This is a genomic window from Shouchella hunanensis, from assembly GCF_028735875.1.
GTDB classification, from domain to species: Bacteria; Bacillota; Bacilli; order Bacillales; family Bacillaceae_D; genus Shouchella; species Shouchella hunanensis.
The window spans coordinates 2,115,904-2,137,738 of sequence record NZ_CP117834.1; the positions used below are offsets into that span (position 1 = coordinate 2,115,904).

General features: G+C 31.3%; 4 protein-coding genes. All 4 read left to right on the forward strand.

The genetic code is table 11. The features are described 5' to 3' along the window. Position 1 precedes the first annotated feature (1 nt). The 4 genes from PQ477_RS10915 to PQ477_RS10930 are packed head-to-tail and all read left to right on the forward strand — an operon-like array spanning position 2 to position 21,812. The gene (locus PQ477_RS10915) at positions 2-4,750 is read left to right on the forward strand and encodes an SDR family NAD(P)-dependent oxidoreductase (protein WP_274271769.1); all 4,749 of its coding nucleotides are present in this window, start codon (positions 2-4) and stop codon (positions 4,748-4,750) included. After that, positions 4,747-11,577: a non-ribosomal peptide synthetase gene (locus tag PQ477_RS10920; RefSeq protein WP_274271770.1), complete on the forward strand. Its 6,831-nt coding sequence runs from the start codon at positions 4,747-4,749 to the stop codon at positions 11,575-11,577. The genes PQ477_RS10915 and PQ477_RS10920 overlap by 4 nt, the downstream gene beginning before the upstream one ends. 18 nt (positions 11,578-11,595) lie before the next feature. Beyond that, positions 11,596-14,814 carry an amino acid adenylation domain-containing protein gene (locus tag PQ477_RS10925; protein ID WP_274271771.1) on the forward strand — a complete coding sequence of 1,073 codons (3,219 nt, stop codon included), beginning with the start codon at positions 11,596-11,598 and terminating at the stop codon, positions 14,812-14,814. Next, a complete protein-coding gene (locus PQ477_RS10930) occupies positions 14,811-21,812 on the forward strand; it encodes a type I polyketide synthase (RefSeq protein WP_274271772.1) in 7,002 nt (2,333 codons plus the stop codon). The genes PQ477_RS10925 and PQ477_RS10930 overlap by 4 nt, the downstream gene beginning before the upstream one ends. Positions 21,813-21,835 lie beyond the last annotated feature (23 nt).

The window sequence follows — 21,835 nt, forward strand, 5'->3', positions numbered from 1 at the left end:
AATGGAAAATATTAAACAGTATATTTTATCTCAAGTTGCGTCGCACCAACTATCAAAAGAAGAGGCAAAAGAATTACTAATTCCAATAATGAATTCCGAACAGACTAATAAAGATGTTGCAATTATTGGTATTGCATCTAAATTTCCAAACTCCAATAATCCGGACGAGTTCTGGGAATTGGTGAAATCAGGAACAAATTGTATTCAAGATTATCCAGATCAAAGAAAGAAAGACTTTGAAGATTTTCTTGAAAATCCTTCATATACTGAGTTTGTATTAGGTAAAAAAGTAAATAAAAAAGATAGCCAAAATGTACATGCTAAAGCTGGATACCTGGAGGAAATTGATAAATTCGATTCTAATTTTTTTGGAATTCCCCCAAATGAAGCAATCTTTATGGACCCACAACAAAGGTTGTCTTTAGAGGTAGCATGGGAAGCGATGGAAGATGCTGGATATGGAGGTGATACCTTAATCGGAAGTAATACTGCTGTTTTTATTGGGAAAGATGGTACTAATTACTCCTATTACAAAAATAGTTCAGAAGGTAACCCTCTTCAATTAACTGGTTCTTGGGAAAGTCTTATGCCAAGCAGAATTTCCTTTCTTTTTGACTTTAAAGGACCGAGCATGATAGTAGATACTGCTTGTTCTGCTGGATTAGTGAGTGTACACATGGCTACCCAATCACTGTTAAATAATGAGTGTGATTATGCTATTGCAGGTGGTATAAATCTTTCTTTTGGAGGGGAATTTAAACCGGAATTTCAAGGTGATGCAAATCTAGGTGAAGTGGAGTCAATAAGTGGACAAGTAAGAACTTTTGACTCTAAAGCAAGTGGTACAGTTTGGGGTGAAGGTGTTGGTCTTGTATTAATAAAAAGATTAGAGGATGCAATTAGGGATAAAGACAACATACAAGCTATTATAAAAGGAAGTTCTATAAATAATGACGGTGCATCTAGTAGTATTACCGCCCCAAATGCTGAAACGCAAGAAGAAGTTATTACCAATGCTTGGGAGAAAGCAGCTATTAATCCTGAAACAATTACTTATATGGAAGCACATGGAACAGGTACTGTTTTAGGCGACCCAATTGAGATTAAAGGCCTTACAAGTTCATTTAATAAGTATACAAATAAGAAACAATTTTGTGCAATCGGCTCACTTAAAACCAACATGGGCCATTTAGTTGGCGCTTCAGGAATTGCTTCATTAATTAAGATTGTAAAATCAATGGAGCATCAGGAGTTAGCGCCGACAATTAATTTTGAAACTCCTAATCCATATATTAATTTCTTAAATAGTCCTTTATATATAAATACTAAGTTGACGAGGTGGGAGGAATCTATTTCTCCAAGACGGGCAGCATTAAGCTCATTTGGTTTTAGTAGAACTAATTGTCATATGGTTCTAGAAGAGCCTCCTTCTATAGAAGATTCACTTGCATACCATAATGAGTATTGCTTAACAATTAGCGCAAAAAATGAAGAAGTACTTAATAAATACATTAATAATTACCTTAAATTTCTTACTAAAAGCAAGAGTTCTTTTGAAAACATTTGTTATACAAGTAACATTGGCAGAGGGCATTACACAAACCGTTTAATAGTCAGAGCTTCATCTAAAAACGATCTTATAACTAGGTTACAAGCTCTGCAAAATTTAAAAATAAATAGTGATTTTTCATTTATAGGCACTCACAAAGTAATAAAGGAAAATAGAACAAACATAAAGCAAGGAGAAATAACGAAAACACAACAAAATACCTTAACAAACGAAGCAAATAATAAAATTAATCAATACGTCTCCAGCGGGTCGAATGATACAAGTTTACTCAATGAAATCTGTGAATTATACATCGGTGGTGCGAATATTAATTGGAAGCTATTTTATCAAGATGAAAAAAGGCGAAGAGTTTCTTTACCTGTTTATCCATTGCAAAGGGTTCGCCATTGGGCACCAATTAAAAAGAGCAAGGTAATTAAAGATACTTATGAGAAGATGCATTCACTGGTTGAGAGGGAGATCATAACTACTCACCCAGAATCAGAATTCTGTTTTGAAACAGCACTTAATATAGATAAACACTGGGTTTTATCGGACCATAAGATAAACGGAAAAGCAGTATTACCAGGCACCAGCTATATTGAAATGGCTAGGTTTGCAGCTTCAAGAATATTTAATACAGATGCAATGAAATTTGAAAGTATATATTTTTTAACACCCATAGTATTAAATGAGGATCAAACAACCCTAACTAGAATAAATTTTTATAAAACTAGAACGGGAGGCTTAGAATTTAACATAAAAAGTCTGGATAGTTCTAAATGGGTTACTAATGTAGAAGGTCATATCTCGATGTTAAGAGAAGAGAGTTTAAAAAGAAAACATATTAACCTGCTTAAAGAACAAGCTTTTAAAATAGATGATGATTATGTTTTTGAAAGCAAAACTAAAGTTTTTCAATTTGGGGAACATTGGAATACAATTAAAAAGATTTGGCGTTTTGAGGGATCAGCATTAGGCTTACTTAAACTACCTGATAGCTTAAAAGAGGAATTAAATGAATTTAAACTTCATCCATCCATATTAGATAATGCGGTAAACTTGATTAGCCAAGATACCGAAGATACATTCCTTCCATATATGTATAAGAGTATCAATTTTTATGCAGGTTTTAGCAACACTGTATATTCACATGTTAAGGGAGATAAAGCTAATAGTTGGAAAAATGAGACCATGTCATATGACATTGAAATATTAGATGAAATGGGTAATGTCTTAGTAGAAATACTAGGATATACAGTTAAACGATTAAACTCAACCGAATTTTTAGACGCGCCAGTAACCAATAAATTATTAAGATTAGATTGGATTAAACGTAATAATGATCAGAAAGTAGAATTACAACCTATTAATTGGGGTCTTATTATTACAAAGGAACAAAAGGTAGAGAGCTTTATTAGAGATAATTATAAAGATATTTCCATATTTTACTTAGATGAATCTAATCTTTTGCAAGATAAAGATACGTTTGAACCAAGCATGAATGGAATATCTAAACTAATAAATGCAGCAGAGAAAAAAAACGTAACAGGAATCATTTTTGCAACAGATTTTACAATAAATACTGAAGAAATACATGACTTCATAAACTTTGAAAGTTCTTTAACAAAACGTAAATCATTAGGTGTAGAAGCCCTTTTTTATCTTTGTAAAAATTTGTTGATTAGTGAAAGTAAACAAATTGGGACTATTAAAGTCTTAACCAAAAATGCTATTAAAATAGATGGTAGAGAAAACGTAATAAATCCACTTGGGAATTCTTCTTTGTCTTTAGCTAATGTTATCAAACAAGAGTATAAACATTTTAAAGTAAATACACTAGATGTTTCCGACCATGTTCAATTAAGTACTATATTCGAAGAAATAAATTATGACAGATCTATTGCAATGCGAGAATCGGGCAATTTTGAACCAATTTTAGTGAATCATATTGAAGAAAGGTCCCAAAGACCTTTAGAGGATGGTGTATATATAATTTCGGGCGGGTTAGGTGGTCTTGGTCTAAGCATTGCGGAAAATCTTAGCCTAAATACAAACAACGAGATTATATTGTTAGGCAGAAGAAATATTGCACCCAAAAAAGAATGGGAAGAACTCTCTAAAACGGGTCATAAAGATTTGAAGATGCTTTATAAGAAATTAGTTACTATTAAACAAAATGCAAAAAGAGTCGAGTATATACAAATTGACATTTCTGACAACAGTTCAGTGGAGCTTATAAAAGAAGTTGCTCCAAAAAGTATAACAGGTATTTTCCATGCAGCTGGATTAGCAGGAGACGGATATTTATTATTAAAAGAAGAGGAAGACTTTAATGAAGTTTTAAGTGTCAAAATTAATGGTTCCTTAAATCTAATGAAATTAGTTCCAGAAGACTCTAATTCTTTCCTTATTTTATTTTCATCAATTACATCTTTAACAGGTGGGGAAGGGCAAGGAGATTACAGCGCGGCAAACGCCTTTATGGATTCTTTATCTGATTATGCAATAAATGTTGGTAAAAATGTTATAACAATTAACTGGCCAAATTGGGAAGAAATTGGTATGGCAGTGAAACACAATGTTAATTTGCAAGAGAGTTTATTTAATTCAATGTCCCCTAAGCAGGGAATGGAATGGATTGAGTCCATAATAGCTAAACCAGCAAAAAGGGTAATACCTACTACAATAAATAATAATGTGATAGCTGATTACTTAGAGGATATCCCTTTCAACATTTCAGAAGATATTTTGAAGACTAAGAGTGTTATTACCTATGATAGCGAAATACAACCAGAAAAAGATATTTTCATTTTAGGAGAAGATAATCCGTCTGAATCTCAATTGAAAATTGCAAAATGTTTCAGTTCAATATTGGGTTTATCAGAAATTGATATCTACTTGAGCTTTCAGGAAATGGGAGGTAATTCTTTAATGGCTACTCAATTACTTAAAAAAATTGATAAGGTGTACCCAGGAATAATTGATATCTCTGATTTATTTTCTTATCCAACAATAAATGAATTGGCAGGTTTAATAGATAATAAGTCTGGGGCATTTTCTAAACAACTGAAGCACACTTCTGGTAAATCGGTTGAGGAGGGACATAGCTCAATAACTAATTTAATTAAAGAAGAGTTGTCTGGTACGGAATTCCTAGATGAGTTTATTCATCTATTAGATGAGGAGAAATTAAAATGACTGTTTTTCAGAAATCTAATACAAAAAGAGAACTGGCTAGGTTTATTCTTGAGAAGGTTAAATTACAAGAACTAAAATCAGAAACTGCTATTGAATACCTTAAAGAACTTAATACGCCATCGGTTGATAACGAACCGATGGCAATAATAGGAATATCATGTAAATTTCCAGACGCTGAAACACCAGAAGAATATTGGGAAAATATTATCCATAGTAAGGATAGTATCAAATCTTTTCCAGATAACAGAGTTAACGATATCAAAAGAATTAACGGTGACACCAGTAATCTAATGAAAGCAGGCTTTCTTTCTGAAATAGCTTCTTTTGATGCAGAGTTTTTTAATATACCTCCAAAAGTAGCTTTGCAGATGGATCCTTATCATAGACTCCTTTTACAGGTTTTTGTTGAGGCAATTGAAAGAGCTGGCTATTACAAAAAACAATATTCTGGAAAAAATGTAGGTGTTTATGTGGGGAACGATCACACGCACCGAATGGAGAGTTCGTATCTTTCGTTTCTGTCAGAAAGAGATTTTACTGTACTTACTGGCTCATGGACTGGCTTATTGGCTAGTAGGATTTCATATTTATTAAACTTAAAGGGACCAGCGATGGTCATTGATACATCTTGTTCTTCTTCCTTAGTTGCAATAGATAATGCTATTAAGGCTATTCGAAATAATGATTGTGAAGAGGCTTTAATAGGAGGCATTAATTTATTATTACACCCCGGAGAATTTGATGGGGAAATACAATCGAATAGATATCAAGTACATACTTTTGATGAACGTGCAGAAGGCACTGCTTGGGGTGAAGGAGTAGCAGCAATTTTAATAAAACCTCTTTCAAGTGCTCAAAGAGACAAAGACCATATTTTTGGACTTATTAAGGGGATAGCTGTAAACAATGATGGGGCATCTAATGGACTAACCTCTCCAAATTCACGTGCTCAAAAAGAAGTGATTGTCAAAGCGTGGGAAAGAGCAGATATAAATCCTGAGAGTGTATCTTACATTGAAGCTCATGGAACTGGCACTAAGATTGGTGACCCGATTGAAGTAAAAGGTATTACTGAAGCATTTAACAGTTTTACTAATAAACGTCAATTTTGTGCAATAGGTTCTATCAAAACGAATATAGGTCATACAGTAGGAGCGGCCGGCTTAGCATCACTAATTAAAGTGGTATATGCGATGAAAAATAATGTAATTCCTCCAACGAATAATTTTGAATTACCGAATCCTTTAATTGATTTCTGTAATAGTCCCATATATGTTCAAGACATGGCACAGCCATGGTATTCCAATCATACACCAATGAGGGCAGGAATTAGTTCATTTAGTCTATCTGGAACTAACGCTCATCTTGTTTTAGAAGCTGCACCTAAAATAAATACAGTGAAAAGTGAAGATATTCATTTATTTCCAATATCAGGAAGAGATTATAATTTACTTTATAAGCTAACCAATAGGTATATTGATTTTTTAAAGATGAATAATAATTTGTCTTTAAAAGATTTATGCTACACTGCGGGAATAGGTCGGGAACACTATGGTTCTAGAGCATCCATTATTTGTAAAGATGTAAAAGGACTAATTGCAGGATTAAAAGGTTTAATTGAACTTTTAGATTCAAAGGTTGAACATAAGCAACAAAAGACGATTAATATTGACGATGTTACAATTATGTTATCTGGATATACTGAGAAGGTGCCAAAAGATAATCACCCTCATATAAAGAGAAAATTAAAGCAAAAGATCGACAGATTTATTGACACAAAAGAAGTGAGTTTACTTCAGTACATTTCTAATCATTATGTTTCAGGTATCGAAGTCGATTTTAAATTGTTAAATGGTGAGGATGCTAAGCGAGAACCTTTGCCTGCTCAAGTATTTAAAGAAAATCGTTATTGGGATGATGAATTTATTAACAATAACCCTGCTGTACTTAATTATGAAAAAGGAAACTTAGATTCAGAATCAACTACAAATAAAGTATGGGATCGATTTTATAAAAGCTCTTTTAATCTAATTACTGGTAAAGAGAAAACTTCTAAATTACGATCATTTATAGGTTGGTGTTGGGCTGAAATACTAGGATACCAAGAATTAAAAGTAAATGATAATTTCTACAAATTAGGTGGTGATTCAGTAACTGGCTTAAGGATTGTTCAACTCGTAAATACGGGCCTAAATTGTGAAATACCTCTATCCAGTTTAATGAAAAACAACATACTTTTAGATTTTTCTGATGATGTTGGTAATAACCTCGGATCTGACATAGGAGAAGTTGACGTTTTTTTGAATAATAAAAAAAATAATCCGCAGGTTATTGACAAAGAGCCAATAAATGATGAAGTTTTTGAACTTTCACCTTTGCAGAATAGTATATATCTTGCTAATCAACTTACAAATTCATTAGCATATAACGTAACAGGAATCAAAAAGGTATCAACAGAGGAAAAGCCGGAAAATATAGAAAGTATTTTTAAACAATTAATAAAAAGACATCCTTCTTTACGTACATCATTTATTGTAGATGAACAAGGACTACAACAAAAAGTGGAGCCCTATGTTAATTTTCAGTTAGACATTATAGAAATGTTACCTGAAGTAGGTTCTATTTTAGATGAAACTATAAATCAAGAAATACGAAAATACATTCGACCATTTGAATTAGCTAAAGCACCTTTATTTAGAGTTGGTTATTTCAAATCTAAAGATGATTCAGAATATGCCCACATAGTGGTAGACATGCACCACTTAGTAACAGATGGAGCATCGATGGGAATTTTATTTAGAGATTATGAAACCATTAAAAAAGGTGGAGTTTTACCTGTTATTAGATCAAATTACAGTGATTTTGTGGTTTGGAATAAATCTAGAATGAAAGAACCAAATCTATTAAATCAAAAAAAATGGTGGTTGAGTCAGTATAGAGATAATATTCCAAAGTTAAATTTAATAACTGATAAAAATCGACCTTCTGTTAACAATTACAAAGGGGCAAAAGTTTATCAATCTTTAAATAATGACGTTATTTCAGATTTGAAGTTAATAGCACAAAGGGCAGAGACTACCCCTTATGTTGTGATGTTATCTGCATTTCATGCACTTCTTTCCAGATTATCTGGTGAATCTGAAATTGTAATAGGCACACCTATATCAGGTAGAAATCATATTGATTTTAATGATACTGTTGGAATGTTTGTAAATACTTTACCTTTGCGAACTAAATCCAGTAAAGATGATACTTTTTTTGATCTAGTTGCTAATGTTAAAGATCTAATTTTCTCTGCATATGACAATAAGGAATATCCAATAGATTTACTTATTAGAGAATTAAACTTAGAAAGAAATTCAGGTAGCAACCCTCTTTTTAATGTTTATTTTGCATATCAAAATCTAGATATGGGATTAGAAGATAAATCTAAAGAAACATTTGTAGAATTTGATAATGGAACAGCAAAGTTTGATTTGACAGTTAGTGCAAGAGAAACAAAAAAAGGTATTTATATGGAATGGGAGTATTCAAAAGAATTATTTTACCCTTCTTCAATTGAAAATATATCGAATATATTTGAGCGTTTGTTAAAAATAATTATTAAGAGCCCAAATGATTCCTTAAGGTCTTTACAAATAGTCGATTCAATTGAAAATCATCAAAAAGTTGCTAAATCAGGCAGTAAAAGAAGTCCGAGTATAGTTGATAATTTCAATAATACTGTTGAGAATTACAAAAATAATATTGCGATAGCTATGGACGATCAACAATTAACATACGAGGAATTAAATTTAATAAGCAACAGAATAGCGCACTTGCTTTTAGATAGAGGAGTAAAAAAAGGAACAGGGGTATTACTCTTCATGAATCGTTCTTTTGATATGATTGCATCCATGCTAGGTATTTTAAAGGCAGGTTGTTATTATATCCCATTAGATCCCGATAATCCCCAAGAAAGGTTATTGAGCATTGTTGAAGATCAAAGGGATAAGGTTTTAATAACAAATCAAAACTTAGACCAAGTCTTTAATAATCAATTAAATTATTTAATAATTAATTTGAAAAATATACACCTGGAAGAGTATGAATCGCATAATCCAAATGTACAATATTCCTCTGAAGATTTGGCTTATGTAATGTATACTTCTGGTTCAACGGGAAAGCCAAAAGGTACTCTAATTAAACAAATAGGAATAGTGAATTTAGTGAATAGTGACGGCGTTACAGACATAAATGCGAAAGATAATTTTCTGCAATTATCAAATTATTCCTTTGATGGTTCTACGTTTGATATTTATGGTGCCTTATTAAATGGAGCTCAGTTAACACTAATTCATAGAGAGCAAATTCTCGACTTAAATTATTTAGCGAATCTTATTGAGCAGAAAAAGATTTCTATCTTCTTTATAACGACTGCATTATTTAATGCATTAATTGAAACTAATATAGAAAAATTGATTAATGTGAGAAAAATTTTAGTTGGTGGTGAGCAGGCTTCTAGTTACCATATAAATAAAGCTTATAAAGAATTGGGCCCAGGGAAAATAATAAACGCTTATGGACCTACTGAAACGACGGTATTTGCAACAGCTTATCCAATAAAAGAAATAGCAGAAAAAGACAATATACCTATTGGAAAAGAATTTGGAGATATAAAAATATATGTATTTAATGAAAATTTACAAGTTCAACCTGAGGGGTTTCCTGGAGAGCTTTACATTGGTGGGGAAAATGTAGCGAAAGGATATCAAGATTCCCCTATATTGACTAAAGAAAATTTCATTAATAATCCTCTTAATGAAAATGAAATTCTCTACAAAACAGGTGATCTAGGTTACAGATCCTTAGATGGTAATATACATTACTTAGGTAGAATTGATCATCAAATTAAATTACGTGGTTTCAGGATAGAATTATTGGAAATTGAAGCAACAGCTTTGAAAACTAAACTTGTTTCTGAAGCACATGCTGGAATAATTGATGATGAAAACGGTGGGAAAGTACTTTCTTTATGGATTGTTCCTACTAAAGAAGACCTAAATAAGGAAGAGCTTACGACAGAATTAAAAAAGTACTTACCAAATTACATGGTTCCAAATGTAATCTTCAAATTAAGTAAACTGCCTTTAAATAAAAATGGGAAAATTGATAAAACGCAATTACCTTATAACTTAGAGACTAAAAAGGAGTCTGAACAAATGTTCAATGAGAATGAAAAAGTCTTATTAAACGTTTGGAAAGATGTTTTAGGCCTGAAAGATATTGCTATAGAAGACAATTTTTTTAGCATAGGAGGAGACTCAATAAAAGCTATTCAAATTGTAGCCAGATTAAAGGGTTTAGACATGAATATAGTAATGAATGATCTGTTTCTATATCAAACTATTAAATCACTAGCTCCACACTTGAAAAATAATAGACAACTACAAGTTAATCAGGATGAAATTTATGGAGATTGCGAAACTAGTTGTGTTCAGGATTGGCACTTAAACTCACCAAACAGCTCCTTGAACCATTTCAATCAGGGTGTAATTATTGAAATGAAGAATGGTGAAATGTTAAAGGGAAATATTAACCATGCGTTAACAATGTTATGTAAACATCATGATTTACTAAGACTCTCTGTAAAGAATGGCAAAGAATTATATATTAAAGAATTCAATAATAATGCAAATGAATTTTTCCATATTCAAGAAATCTCCGAGGCCCTAGATGGTGATGCACTCAAAATGGAATTAAATAATGTTCAATCTCACATTCAATTAGAAGGCCCACTAATTGCAGTAGGCTATCAAAAGGCTAAAACCAATGGTAAGTTATTTATCTTTGTACATCATATTTCAGTAGACGTGGTTTCATGGAGTATCATAATTGAAGATTTTGTTTCATTATTAAGAAATAAAGATCATTTACTCCCCCTTAAAACCACGCCTTTCTCATTATGGGCAAGAGAGTTAAAAAACTGGGCGAATACTAAAGCACTTGAAGGTGATAAGCAATACTGGTTAAATGTAAGTGAAACTTACAAAAATATAAACAATAATCTTCCTATTTTAACATCACCATACAGCTACACAAGTAATAGAAAGGTTACTCTCAATAATGATTTAAGTAAATCATTAAATACTAATGCTAATTATGCTTATGGTACAACTGTTTTACATTTATTACTAACAATTATTAGCAGTACAATTAATCATTACTATTCGCAAGAAAATTTACTTGTTAATTTGGAAGGTCATGGAAGAGAGCATTTTAGTAATAATATTGATGTAAACAGAACAGTTGGATGGTTTACTAGTACGTTTCCAGCTTTGCTAAATAACGGTCTTACTCTAGGTAACACAATTAAAAATATCAAAGAAACAATAAATAATATCCCTCGAAAAGGAATTGGATTTGGAGCATTATTAAATTCTAGTGACATTCTAGATAAAGATGAAAAAACAAGAATCAAAAAATTAAAGCCGTCTGTGAACTTCAACTTTTTAGGTAACCAAGAAAATCAAGACATTAATTTAGATATAAAAGTTGACTTTTTACCTACTGATTTAACGGTTTCACAAGATTATATAATGGATTTCATTTTAGATATCATTGCATATCAAAAAAATGGGCACATTGTATTTGAATTTCGCTATCCGAAAAATTTATTTGATGAACATGAATTTAATTATTTTACAAATTTATTAATTGAAAACTGTGCTAAAATCGTTTCACATTGTTTAGAGCAAACAAAAATTGAAAAAACAGCTTCAGACTTTAGAGATTCAAATCTAACGGAGTCGGAATTAAACGATATCTTTGATGACTTACAAATTTAATATAAGGAGAATTAGATGATGAATTTAACTAAAGAAAACCTTAAAGATATTTATGAGTTGTCTCCTATGCAAAAAGGTATGATTTTTCAATATATGCTAGAGCCTAAGTCAACTGCATATGTTGAACAATTTGATTTTAAACTACGTGGAAAAATTAACCCATCTCAAATGCGTAATGCTTTTACTTATCTAATAAATAAGTATGATATTTTAAGAACAGTTTTTACTTACGGGAAAACCGATGAACCTAGACAAATTGTTTTAAAGGAATGGAAAACACCTTTTTCAATTGTAAATTTTAATAAAAGTGGTACATCGTTATTAGAAGAATTTAAGCAAAAAGATAGAGAAAGGGGGTTTAATTTAAAAGAAGAAATTCCCACTCGTATTACGTTAGTCAATACCGAGGAGGATACTTGGAACTTAATTCTTTCATTCCACCATATTATAATGGATGGATGGTCTCTTGGTCCTTTATTAACCGAACTTTTTAGTAAGTATCATGAAGAGAATATGGATATAGAGCCAAATCAATACCTATATAAAGATTATATAAAGTGGGTAAATCAACAGGATCAGGGAAGTGCAAAAAAATATTGGGGAAATTATTTACTAGATTATAAAAAATCGATAGGCTTACCAACTCCTAATGGCCAAAAAAAGAAAGGTTATTCACAAGAAATTCGATCATTCAATGTAACTTCAGAACAATATGAAAAAATGAAAAAATTTACTAAAAAGCATCATATAACTCTAAATACGGTATTTCATTCGATTTGGGGATTGCTCTTACAAAAGTTTAATAATACTCAAGATGTCGTGTATGGAAATGTTGTATCTGGTAGGTCTCCGCATATAATTGGAATTGAAAAAATGGTGGGGCTTTTTATTAACACATTGCCAATCAGAGTCTCTGTTGAGGAAGAAATGACATTTTTACAACTATGTAAAAAATTACAAGAAGAAAATTTTAGTTCTAATAAATTTGACTTTTACCCGTTATATGAAATTCAAAGTTTAAGTCCTCTGAGAAATAATCTTATAAATCACGTAGTAGCTTTCGAAAATTACCCTATGGATGAGCAACTTAAAAAACTTAAAGTTGAAAAAGGTGATTCATTTTATTTTGAGAGTTTAAGCTACTTCGAACAAACAAATTACGATTTGCATATTGTTGTAAATCCAGATATAAAATTCAATATAACATTTGTATACAATAAAAATATTTATGATGAAAATTTCATGCAAATTGTTGAAAGGAGTTTTTTGGAATTATTAAACACTTCTATAAATAATCATGATGAGCTAATATCATCACTAAAAGTTTGCTCAGATTTTGATGAATCTCAAATTATAAATCAATCTCTAACGGTTAAAAATAGAGATGTTACTTTAATTGATACATTTAAAAAAAATGTAACATCTAATAAGAACGAAATAGCAATTATTTTTAAAGAGCAACAATACAGCTATGAATTTATTGACAATTGGTCAGACGCTTTAGCAGGGAAGTTACAGCTTGAGGGTGTAAAGGCTGGGGATAAGGTAGGTTTATATTTCCCGAGATGTCCTGAATTAATCGTTAGTATATTAGCTGTGCTAAAAATAGGGGGAATTTATGTACCTTTAGACTTAGTAAACAATGTTAAAAGAACTGGCTATATTATTTCGGATGCCAATGTTAAACATGTAATTACTAATGCTGGCTTTCGGAGTGACTTGGAGGGAATTGAAAACTTATTTATAGTTAGCATGGAAGAGAGCATTAATTTAAATAAAACTGATTTAAGAAGATATTTTACTAGAGATTCGGCAAATGCTTATTTAATGTACACTTCTGGTTCAACAGGAAATCCGAAGGGCTGCCTTATAAGCCAAAACAATATATTAAGTTTTGTTAATAGCTTAGATTTTATCAATTGGGATAACGTTAATCGACTACTTCAAATTGGCTCACCAGCTTTTGATGCATGTACATTTGAAATTTGGGGAGCTCTGCTAAAAGGAAAAACACTAGTTATTGCAGAGCAAGAACAAGTATTAGATCCAGACAAGTTTAAAGAACTAATTAATAAAAATTCTATTGATATCTTCTTTCTTACAACTTCTTTATTTAATAAGTTTAGTGATTTCGATGCTTCCGTATTTGAAAATACTCAATATGTACTTGTTGGAGGAGAGGCTGGATCGGTTAAACATTTCTCACAAGTAGTTGAAGCATGTCCAAATACAAACTTAATAAATATATATGGGCCGACAGAAAACACTGCATTTTCAATGCATTATTTAATTGGAGCTTCTGACTCAAAACGCATAAATATGCCTATAGGCAAACCGCTTAAAAACACTTTAGCCTACGTATTTGATATGAAAGGTAATATACTGCCAGATGGGGCTATTGGAGAGCTTTATTTGAGTGGTTTTGGGGTAGGACAGGGTTATTATAACAAACCTAGTTTAAGCAAGGAAAAGTTCATTAAAAATCCTTATTACTCAGATCTTAGACTTTACAAAACTGGCGATTTAGTTAGAAAATTGCCAAATGGAAATTTTGAATTCGTAGAAAGAATAGATACACAAGTGAAAATTAGAGGTTACAGAATTGAATTAGGTGAGATTGAACAAATCATGATGAAGTTAGAAGGAATTATGGAAGTGGTTGTAACCGTCAAAAATATCAGGAATGAACATGAATTATGTGCCTATTTCACTGCATCAAATGATGTTTGCTTAGACAGTTTGAAACATGAACTGAAAACTCTTTTACCGCGGTACATGATTCCTGGTTTTTTCTGTAAATTAGACAAATTTGTATTAAATAACAATGGTAAAATCAATCATTCTAAATTACCTGAACCAGAGATCATTTATCAGAATAAAGCCCCTAGAAAATTAAATGTTGTAGAAGAGAATATTATTGCCATTTGCTCAAATATTCTAGAAGTAGATATAAATAAACTTAATAGTTCAGATAATTTTTTTGAAATTGGATTTAATTCTTTAAATCTAGTTACCTTAAATAATCGCTTAAAAAAGGAGTACTCAATAGACATACCCCTAACCACTTTATTTGAATTTTCATCTGTGGACAAGCTAGCAAAGTATTTAACTACTTCTGAAGATACTTCTAAAATTAATTCACGAATAAATCAAAAAGAAAATGAAGAACAAAAACAGTTAAAGAACAGCTTAATGAAATCGAAAACATTGTTACAAAGACTTGGAGGGAAATCATGAAAGTAGTGCAAGAATATAATGGGCTTGAGATAGCCGTTATCGGGATGTCAGGTAGATTTCCGGGTGCTTCTACAAAGAATGATTTTTGGGACAACCTTGTTAATGAGAAAGAGTCTATATCTTTTTTTGAAGATGAGGAGTTAATTTCGGCTGGTGTAGATCCTGATTTAATGAAAAATCCTAACTTTGTAAAAGCTAAGGGAATTTTTCCTAACTTAGATAGTTTTGATGCAGAATTTTTTAATTATACACCTAAAGATGCTTCTTTATTAGATCCTCAAGTTAGAGCATTACATGAGGAAGTTTACCACGCCTTAGAAGATGCAGGTTATGGCTCAGAAAAACGTAGAGATACAACAGGAGTCTTCTTAGGAGCCACAAATAACTTTTCGTGGGAATTGCAAACTGTTTTACAAAATTTAGATGATGGTCACCATTTTGCCACACTTCAATTAAACGATAAAGATTTTGCTTCAACCCGTATCGCATATAGTCTAAATCTACAAGGACCTAGTGTTACTGTACATAGTGCATGCTCAACCTCACTATTTGCTATTGATTTAGCCTGTAGAAATTTACTTACCGGATCCTGTTCATTAGCTATAGCTGGTGGTAGTGGTCTTACATTACCTAGCCATAACGGCTACCTATCTAAGGATGGTAGAATAAATTCACCAGATGGACATTGTAGGCCTTTTGATGCAAATGCACAAGGGACAGTGGAGGGTAATGGTGTAGGAGTGGTAATTTTAAAGAGGCTTGATGAAGCAATTCAAGATCGTGATAATATCTATGCTGTGATTAAGGGATCAGCTGTAAATAATGATGGAAACCGTAAAGTTGGCTTTACAGCACCAAGTGTTGATGGTCAGTCAGAAGTTATAGAAAGAGCTTTAGTAATGGCAGATGTCACTCCCCAGAGCATTTCCTATATAGAGGCACATGGCACTGGGACTATCTTGGGTGATCCTATTGAAATAGCTGGTTTAAAAAAAGTCTTTAATAATGTGGAACCTGAAAGTTGTGGAATTGGTTCTCTAAAATCAAATATTGGTCACCTCGACATTGCAGCTGGTGTATCATCCTTTATAAAAGCAACTTTAGCCTTAAAAAACAAAACAATTCCCGCTAGTTTAAATTTCGAAAAACCAAACCCTGGTTTAGAAATTGAGAATAGCCCTTTTAAGGTAGTAAGTGAAACCACCCCATGGGAGAGAAAAGTTGTATCGAACCAGCCTGAGTTATATGCCCCATTAAGAGCGGGTGTAAGCTCATATGGAATTGGTGGAACAAATGTTCATGTTATATTAGAAGAATCTCCTGAATTGGAAGAATCATCCAAAAGTAGAGATTGGAAATTTCTTGCGCTGTCTGCTAACTCCGATAAATCATTAGAGGAGTTACAAAATAGATTTTTAAACTTTTTAGAAGAGAATGACTGCGTATCTGCAGCTGACCTAGCTTGGAGTCAGCAGACACGTCAGAGAGAACTATCAAAAAGATTTGTTTTACCCTTCAAAAAAATCGATGATTTAAAAGAAAGCTTAAATAGTCGTATTAGAGACAAAGATTTATCAAAAGGTAAATTAATGTCTGCTATTAAAAAACCGTCTATTTACTTTATGTTCCCAGGGTTTGGATCTCAATATCCCGGAATGGCAAAAGAATTATACTACTCGGAGCCAATTTTTCAAATGTATTTAGATGAGTGTTTAAAAATAGCTGAGAATATAGGTGAGAACGAATTAAGAGATGCCTTATTAAATCCACAAACAGTTTTTAAGGATAGATTAAATGAAGCTGATTTATCTCAATTAGCATTATTTATTTTTGAATATTCTTTAGCGAAACTTTTAATATATTGGGATATTACTCCTAGCGGACTAATCGGTCATAGTCTAGGTGAATATACAAGCGCTTGCTTATCTGGAGTGTTTAATTTAGAAGCAGGAATAAAACTTGTTCTAACACGTGGCAAATTAATGAAATCGATGCCTAAAGGAAAAATGATTAGTGTTAATGCTTCTGCTCAAGATGTAATTCCATATTTAAGTGATAACAATGATGTAACAATCGCAGCAATTAACACACCGGATAAGTGTACGATATCTGGGTCGATAGATGAAATCAATAAATTAGTAAAAGTTTTAATGAAAGAAAAAATCATGTGTATTAAGTTACCAACAAATCATGCTTTCCATTCACGATTAATGGAAGGGGCTCACCCTGATTTGAGCTATGCATTCAAGAAAACTGAAATGAATAAACCTGAAATTCCTTATATATCAAATTTGACTGGGGACTGGATTAACAATAATGATTCCAATGATCCGAATTACTACTCAAAACATTTAAGCAACTGTGTTAAATTTGCTCAAGGTATTGACAAAATCTTAGAAGACAAAAGCGCAGTTCTTATTGAAGTAGGTCCTGGTAGAGCACTCTCTTCCTTTAGTAAACAAGCAAATAACTATAGTGCTAACACGACAGTTAATACCATTCGTGAAGAATCTGAAGAAATTGAGTGTAATAAACACTTAATTGGTACTTTAAGCAACTTATGGGGTACAGGGGTCAATATTAATTGGCAAAAATATTATAATGAAGAGACACGGAATCGAATAGAATTGCCCCAATATCCATTTCAACGGAAAAAATTTCAAATCGGAAAAGGAGATTTCACTCAATATTTAGAAGGCAAAGCTAATATTGAATTACCAACGTTTCCACAAGATGAGGAACAAAAAACTGAACAAAGAGTCCAGACCTCATCTTCGCCTCAAATAGGTGAAATAAATTGGGTGAGAACTTTTAAACTATCAAAAGCAAACGATGAGGATAAAAGAACTTGCCTAATTTTAGGCAGCAATGAACATTTTTATAATTTATTAAATAACATCAAAGATTGGAGATTTGCTTATTATAAAAAAAGTGAAAAATTTATCTATAATGGATTGTTGAATGGTCAAATTAGAGATAATTGTTTTATTGACTACTTTAGATTACTAAAAAATTTAATTAGTAACTCTCAATTCCCTAACACTATCATTTTTACTCCAGAATCCTGGAATGAGCTTAAAAAAGATCTAAAGTTAATTTTAATGATAGCTAAAGATTTCAAGGTAACTGAGAAAATTGAGTTTATTATATTAACTTCATCAAGTGAACAAAAAAATTGTACTACGATTACATCATATATTAACGGGGTACATGCTGAACATTCAAATCTAAAAATGAAACATTTGCAAGCTAACACTTCAGAAGAAGAGTGGCAAAATATTATAACTCTAGAGTTGAACTTTTGGGACAATCAAAAATTTGTTAAGTATGAGAATGGTCAGCGTTACATTAAAAAATTCCAACCAATTTATAATACAGAAACTATTGAGTTAGGAAAACAAAAAGCAAACATGAATAAGGCTATGATTTTGTGTGATGAGAGAAATCTATTAAGCTCAATAAGTTTAGCAAATTCAATAAATATGGATGGAAAAGGTGGAATAAAGGTATTACCATACAGGGTTACTCCTTTATTATATTCGCGGGATGTTATTAGTAATATTACTGAAATTTTTAATCAAAATGAGAGCTCTTCGACAATTAATACGAAAGGAAAAAAACTACATGCATTATTTGAGGAGTTAATAACAAGCCTAACCTTTAATTTTATATCCGAGAAAATGCAGTTAAGGCAGGATTCTAATTTTACGTTAACAAGTTTAAGAAACAATCTAAACATAGATCAATCTTTAAACTCCTACTTGGATTATTTGTTATCTATTCTTATAGAAGATAGAGTCATTAGAAAAACAGGTGACGAGGGAGGATATACTCTATTAGAACCAGGGAAAGTTAGAGAGGTTAATGCTATAAAGAAAGACATACTTGAAATAGATAATGAAAACGCACAACTAGATATAATCTCTGAACTGTACAACAAATTAGGGTTATTTTTATCTGGTAAATTTTCTGGTCAATCTATTTATAGAAGTATTAACAATAAATACAATTGCGACACCGTAATTAAAGAAGAAGACTTGTATATTTTTAAAATAATAAAAAAGGTACTTTCTAAAATAACTGATTCAACTCAAACAGTACAAATTTTAGATATTAGTAAAGATAGTACTTTATTAAAAACTTTGCACCCTATTTTAAATGACTTGAATGTAGAGTACTCCTTTGTTAACCCAACCCAAACCACAATTGATGAGTTACAACACTATGCCGAAAAGGTGAACATGGATTATCTGAACATTAAAAAGAGTAGTTTCAAAGAATTTGTAAAGGATGAGGATAGAGAACCAGAGTCATTTGATATAGTAATTGCTGCTCATTCAATAAGTACAAATACTTACGTTGCTGATTCTTGTCAAACCCTTCAAAAATTTTTAAAACCTAATGGTTTAGTGTTTGTTATTGAACATACCAAACAAAATAGAACTTTAAATATATTGAATGGATTAATGGTTGAATGGTGGGATTTTAAGGATAGAGTGATATCACCAACAATCTCAGAAAATCAATTATTTAATGCCGTTAAAGATAGCGAAAATTTATATCAAACAATTGCATTTACACCGAAAAATAGTAATTGTTGTATTTCTACGATAATAGTTAGTCAAAAAAAGGATACGAGTTATTATTTTGATAAGTTAGATAAATTAAATAAGGTCACAGTTTTGCCTTCATTAAAAACAGAGAGTATAGATGGTCTGAAAAAATCATTAAATCAGCAATTGATTAATGATGAGATTGAAGACATTTATTTGATAGATGAGATTCTTAATAGGGGTAAGAATGATAATTTTATTCAACCGAAAAATTGCTTTGAATTAGAATTGAAAAAAAATTTAATTAAATATCTTTGTGAATTGCAAAAGATAAATGTATGCATTTTATCAGTTATTCCAAATAAAAATAATTGGTGCTGGAGAGATACTGAATGGCTCTTTAACAAATCAGAACATGAACTCGAAAAATCGTACAGTATATATATGTCCGGTTCAGACATAAAGTATGCTTATGATACCTTTAATCATATGAGGAATTCAGGCATTCCTCAATTGCACTTCTTAAATCATTTATTAATTGATGATAAGAGAAATACACATGATGACAAAAGTGAAGTCCTAAATGAAATGTTGGAAATAGAGAAGCTTGTTAAGAGGATTTGGAGTAAGTTACTCGGACGAGTAGAAATTGATTTAAATTCGGACTTTTTCGAGTTAGGAGGAGACTCTTTTAAACTTATTCAAATGACAGTAGATTTAGAATCTGCTGGTTATCAGGTACTTATGAATGATGTTTATAAATATCCTACTATAAGATCTTTGACATCCTATCTTTACCAACAAGAAATGTTGTCGATTAAAAATATCAACAACGAGATAGATTTGGAAAATGAATTAACTTTCAAGACCGGCATTCTATGCAAAGTCAAGAATGATTTAGCGTATTTTGATAGTAAAATAAACGTCATATTTTTAGAGTCAGAGAATACTGGCGATATATCAATAGTTCGAGAAACGTTAGTAGAGTTGAAAGTTAAAAATGATTTACTTCCAAATTTTATTCTACTCTCTAACCATAAGGATATAAATTCATTTAACGTTGATCTAAAAGAGATTACTAAACCACAGCTGAACACTTTACTAAGGGAATTAGAAAGTGAACAAAGATTATATACTGAATCAATTGTAAAACAACCAACTTCTCAGACATTCGGTTTAAGTAACATTCAAAAAGGACATTTTAAAGGTAATTCACAATTACAGTTGTACCTAATTGAATTAAAAGAAATGGTGAACATTAACATGATGGAAAGAGCATTCTGCGATGTAGTCAGCAGCCATGGGTTATTAAGAAGTAGCCTTTTAAAAAAAATGAACGGATATAAATGGAAAGAACATTCAGCTCCATTAACTACGACACTTCCATTTGTAGATTTAACTGGGTACACGTCTAAATCTCAAAAGAAAGTTATGAGAGATATTGTAACAAAGGAGACCTCTTCAGACTTTATGAAGCAGATTCAACCTATGTATCATGTGATATTAATAAAGTTTAATGAGAAAGAATACAATTTATTCTTTCAATATGATCACTCAATTATAGATTTAACATCTGCTCAGATCATTAGACAACAAATTTTACAGCGTTATAGGGAAATTATGGATGGTACTAAAGAAGCGATTAAACTCTCTACTAATTACCAAGATTATTTGAAAGTACTTAATAAAGGCCCTATTAATATAACTCCAGAGAGTTTGATTAACAAGTTTGATTTGCAAGGATTTAGTAAGAACTTGATTTTAGCTGAAAAAAAAATAAAGGAGGTTAAAACGGCAAGAATTCATCAATTGAGATACAGTATTGATTTATCTAGATTCCAAAATGAATATGACCCATTTGATTTAACTGCTCAAATTTATCTACTTGTAATATCACGGATTTTAAAAATAGATCATGTACCCTTTAATCTAATTGTTCACAACAGAAGGTATCAAGATCATAATTTTTCAGACTTAGTTGGATTAGTTTTAGATGGAATTCCATTAAATATCCCAGTTAATCGAGAAAATCCAAATGAAATGACAACATTAATTTCTGAGCGTATGACCGAAATTACAAAACATAATGTTAATTTTATGAATTTGGTTTGGAATTTTTCATCTCTTATAAAATGGAGAAAAGTAATGAGTGAACTAAAAGGGAAAAATTTTCATTGTCCTTTCTTGTTGAATTTTGCTGGGAATGCCGAATCAGAGTACGATAAAGTTTGGGATATGAGCTTACAACAACTTGATGATGAAGATCAAAAAGGATTAGATTATGCAGATTTTTATGGAATAGTTAAGCTTGTGAATAATCAATTAGATTTCTTGGTTCTTAGCAAGATACAATCTGATATGGATAATCTGAAATCAATCTTTGAAGAAGAAACATCAAGATTGGTCAATTATTATAATGGGAAATTGAAAAGTTTGAATGCGTAAACTTTGATTAGAAGAGGAGATAA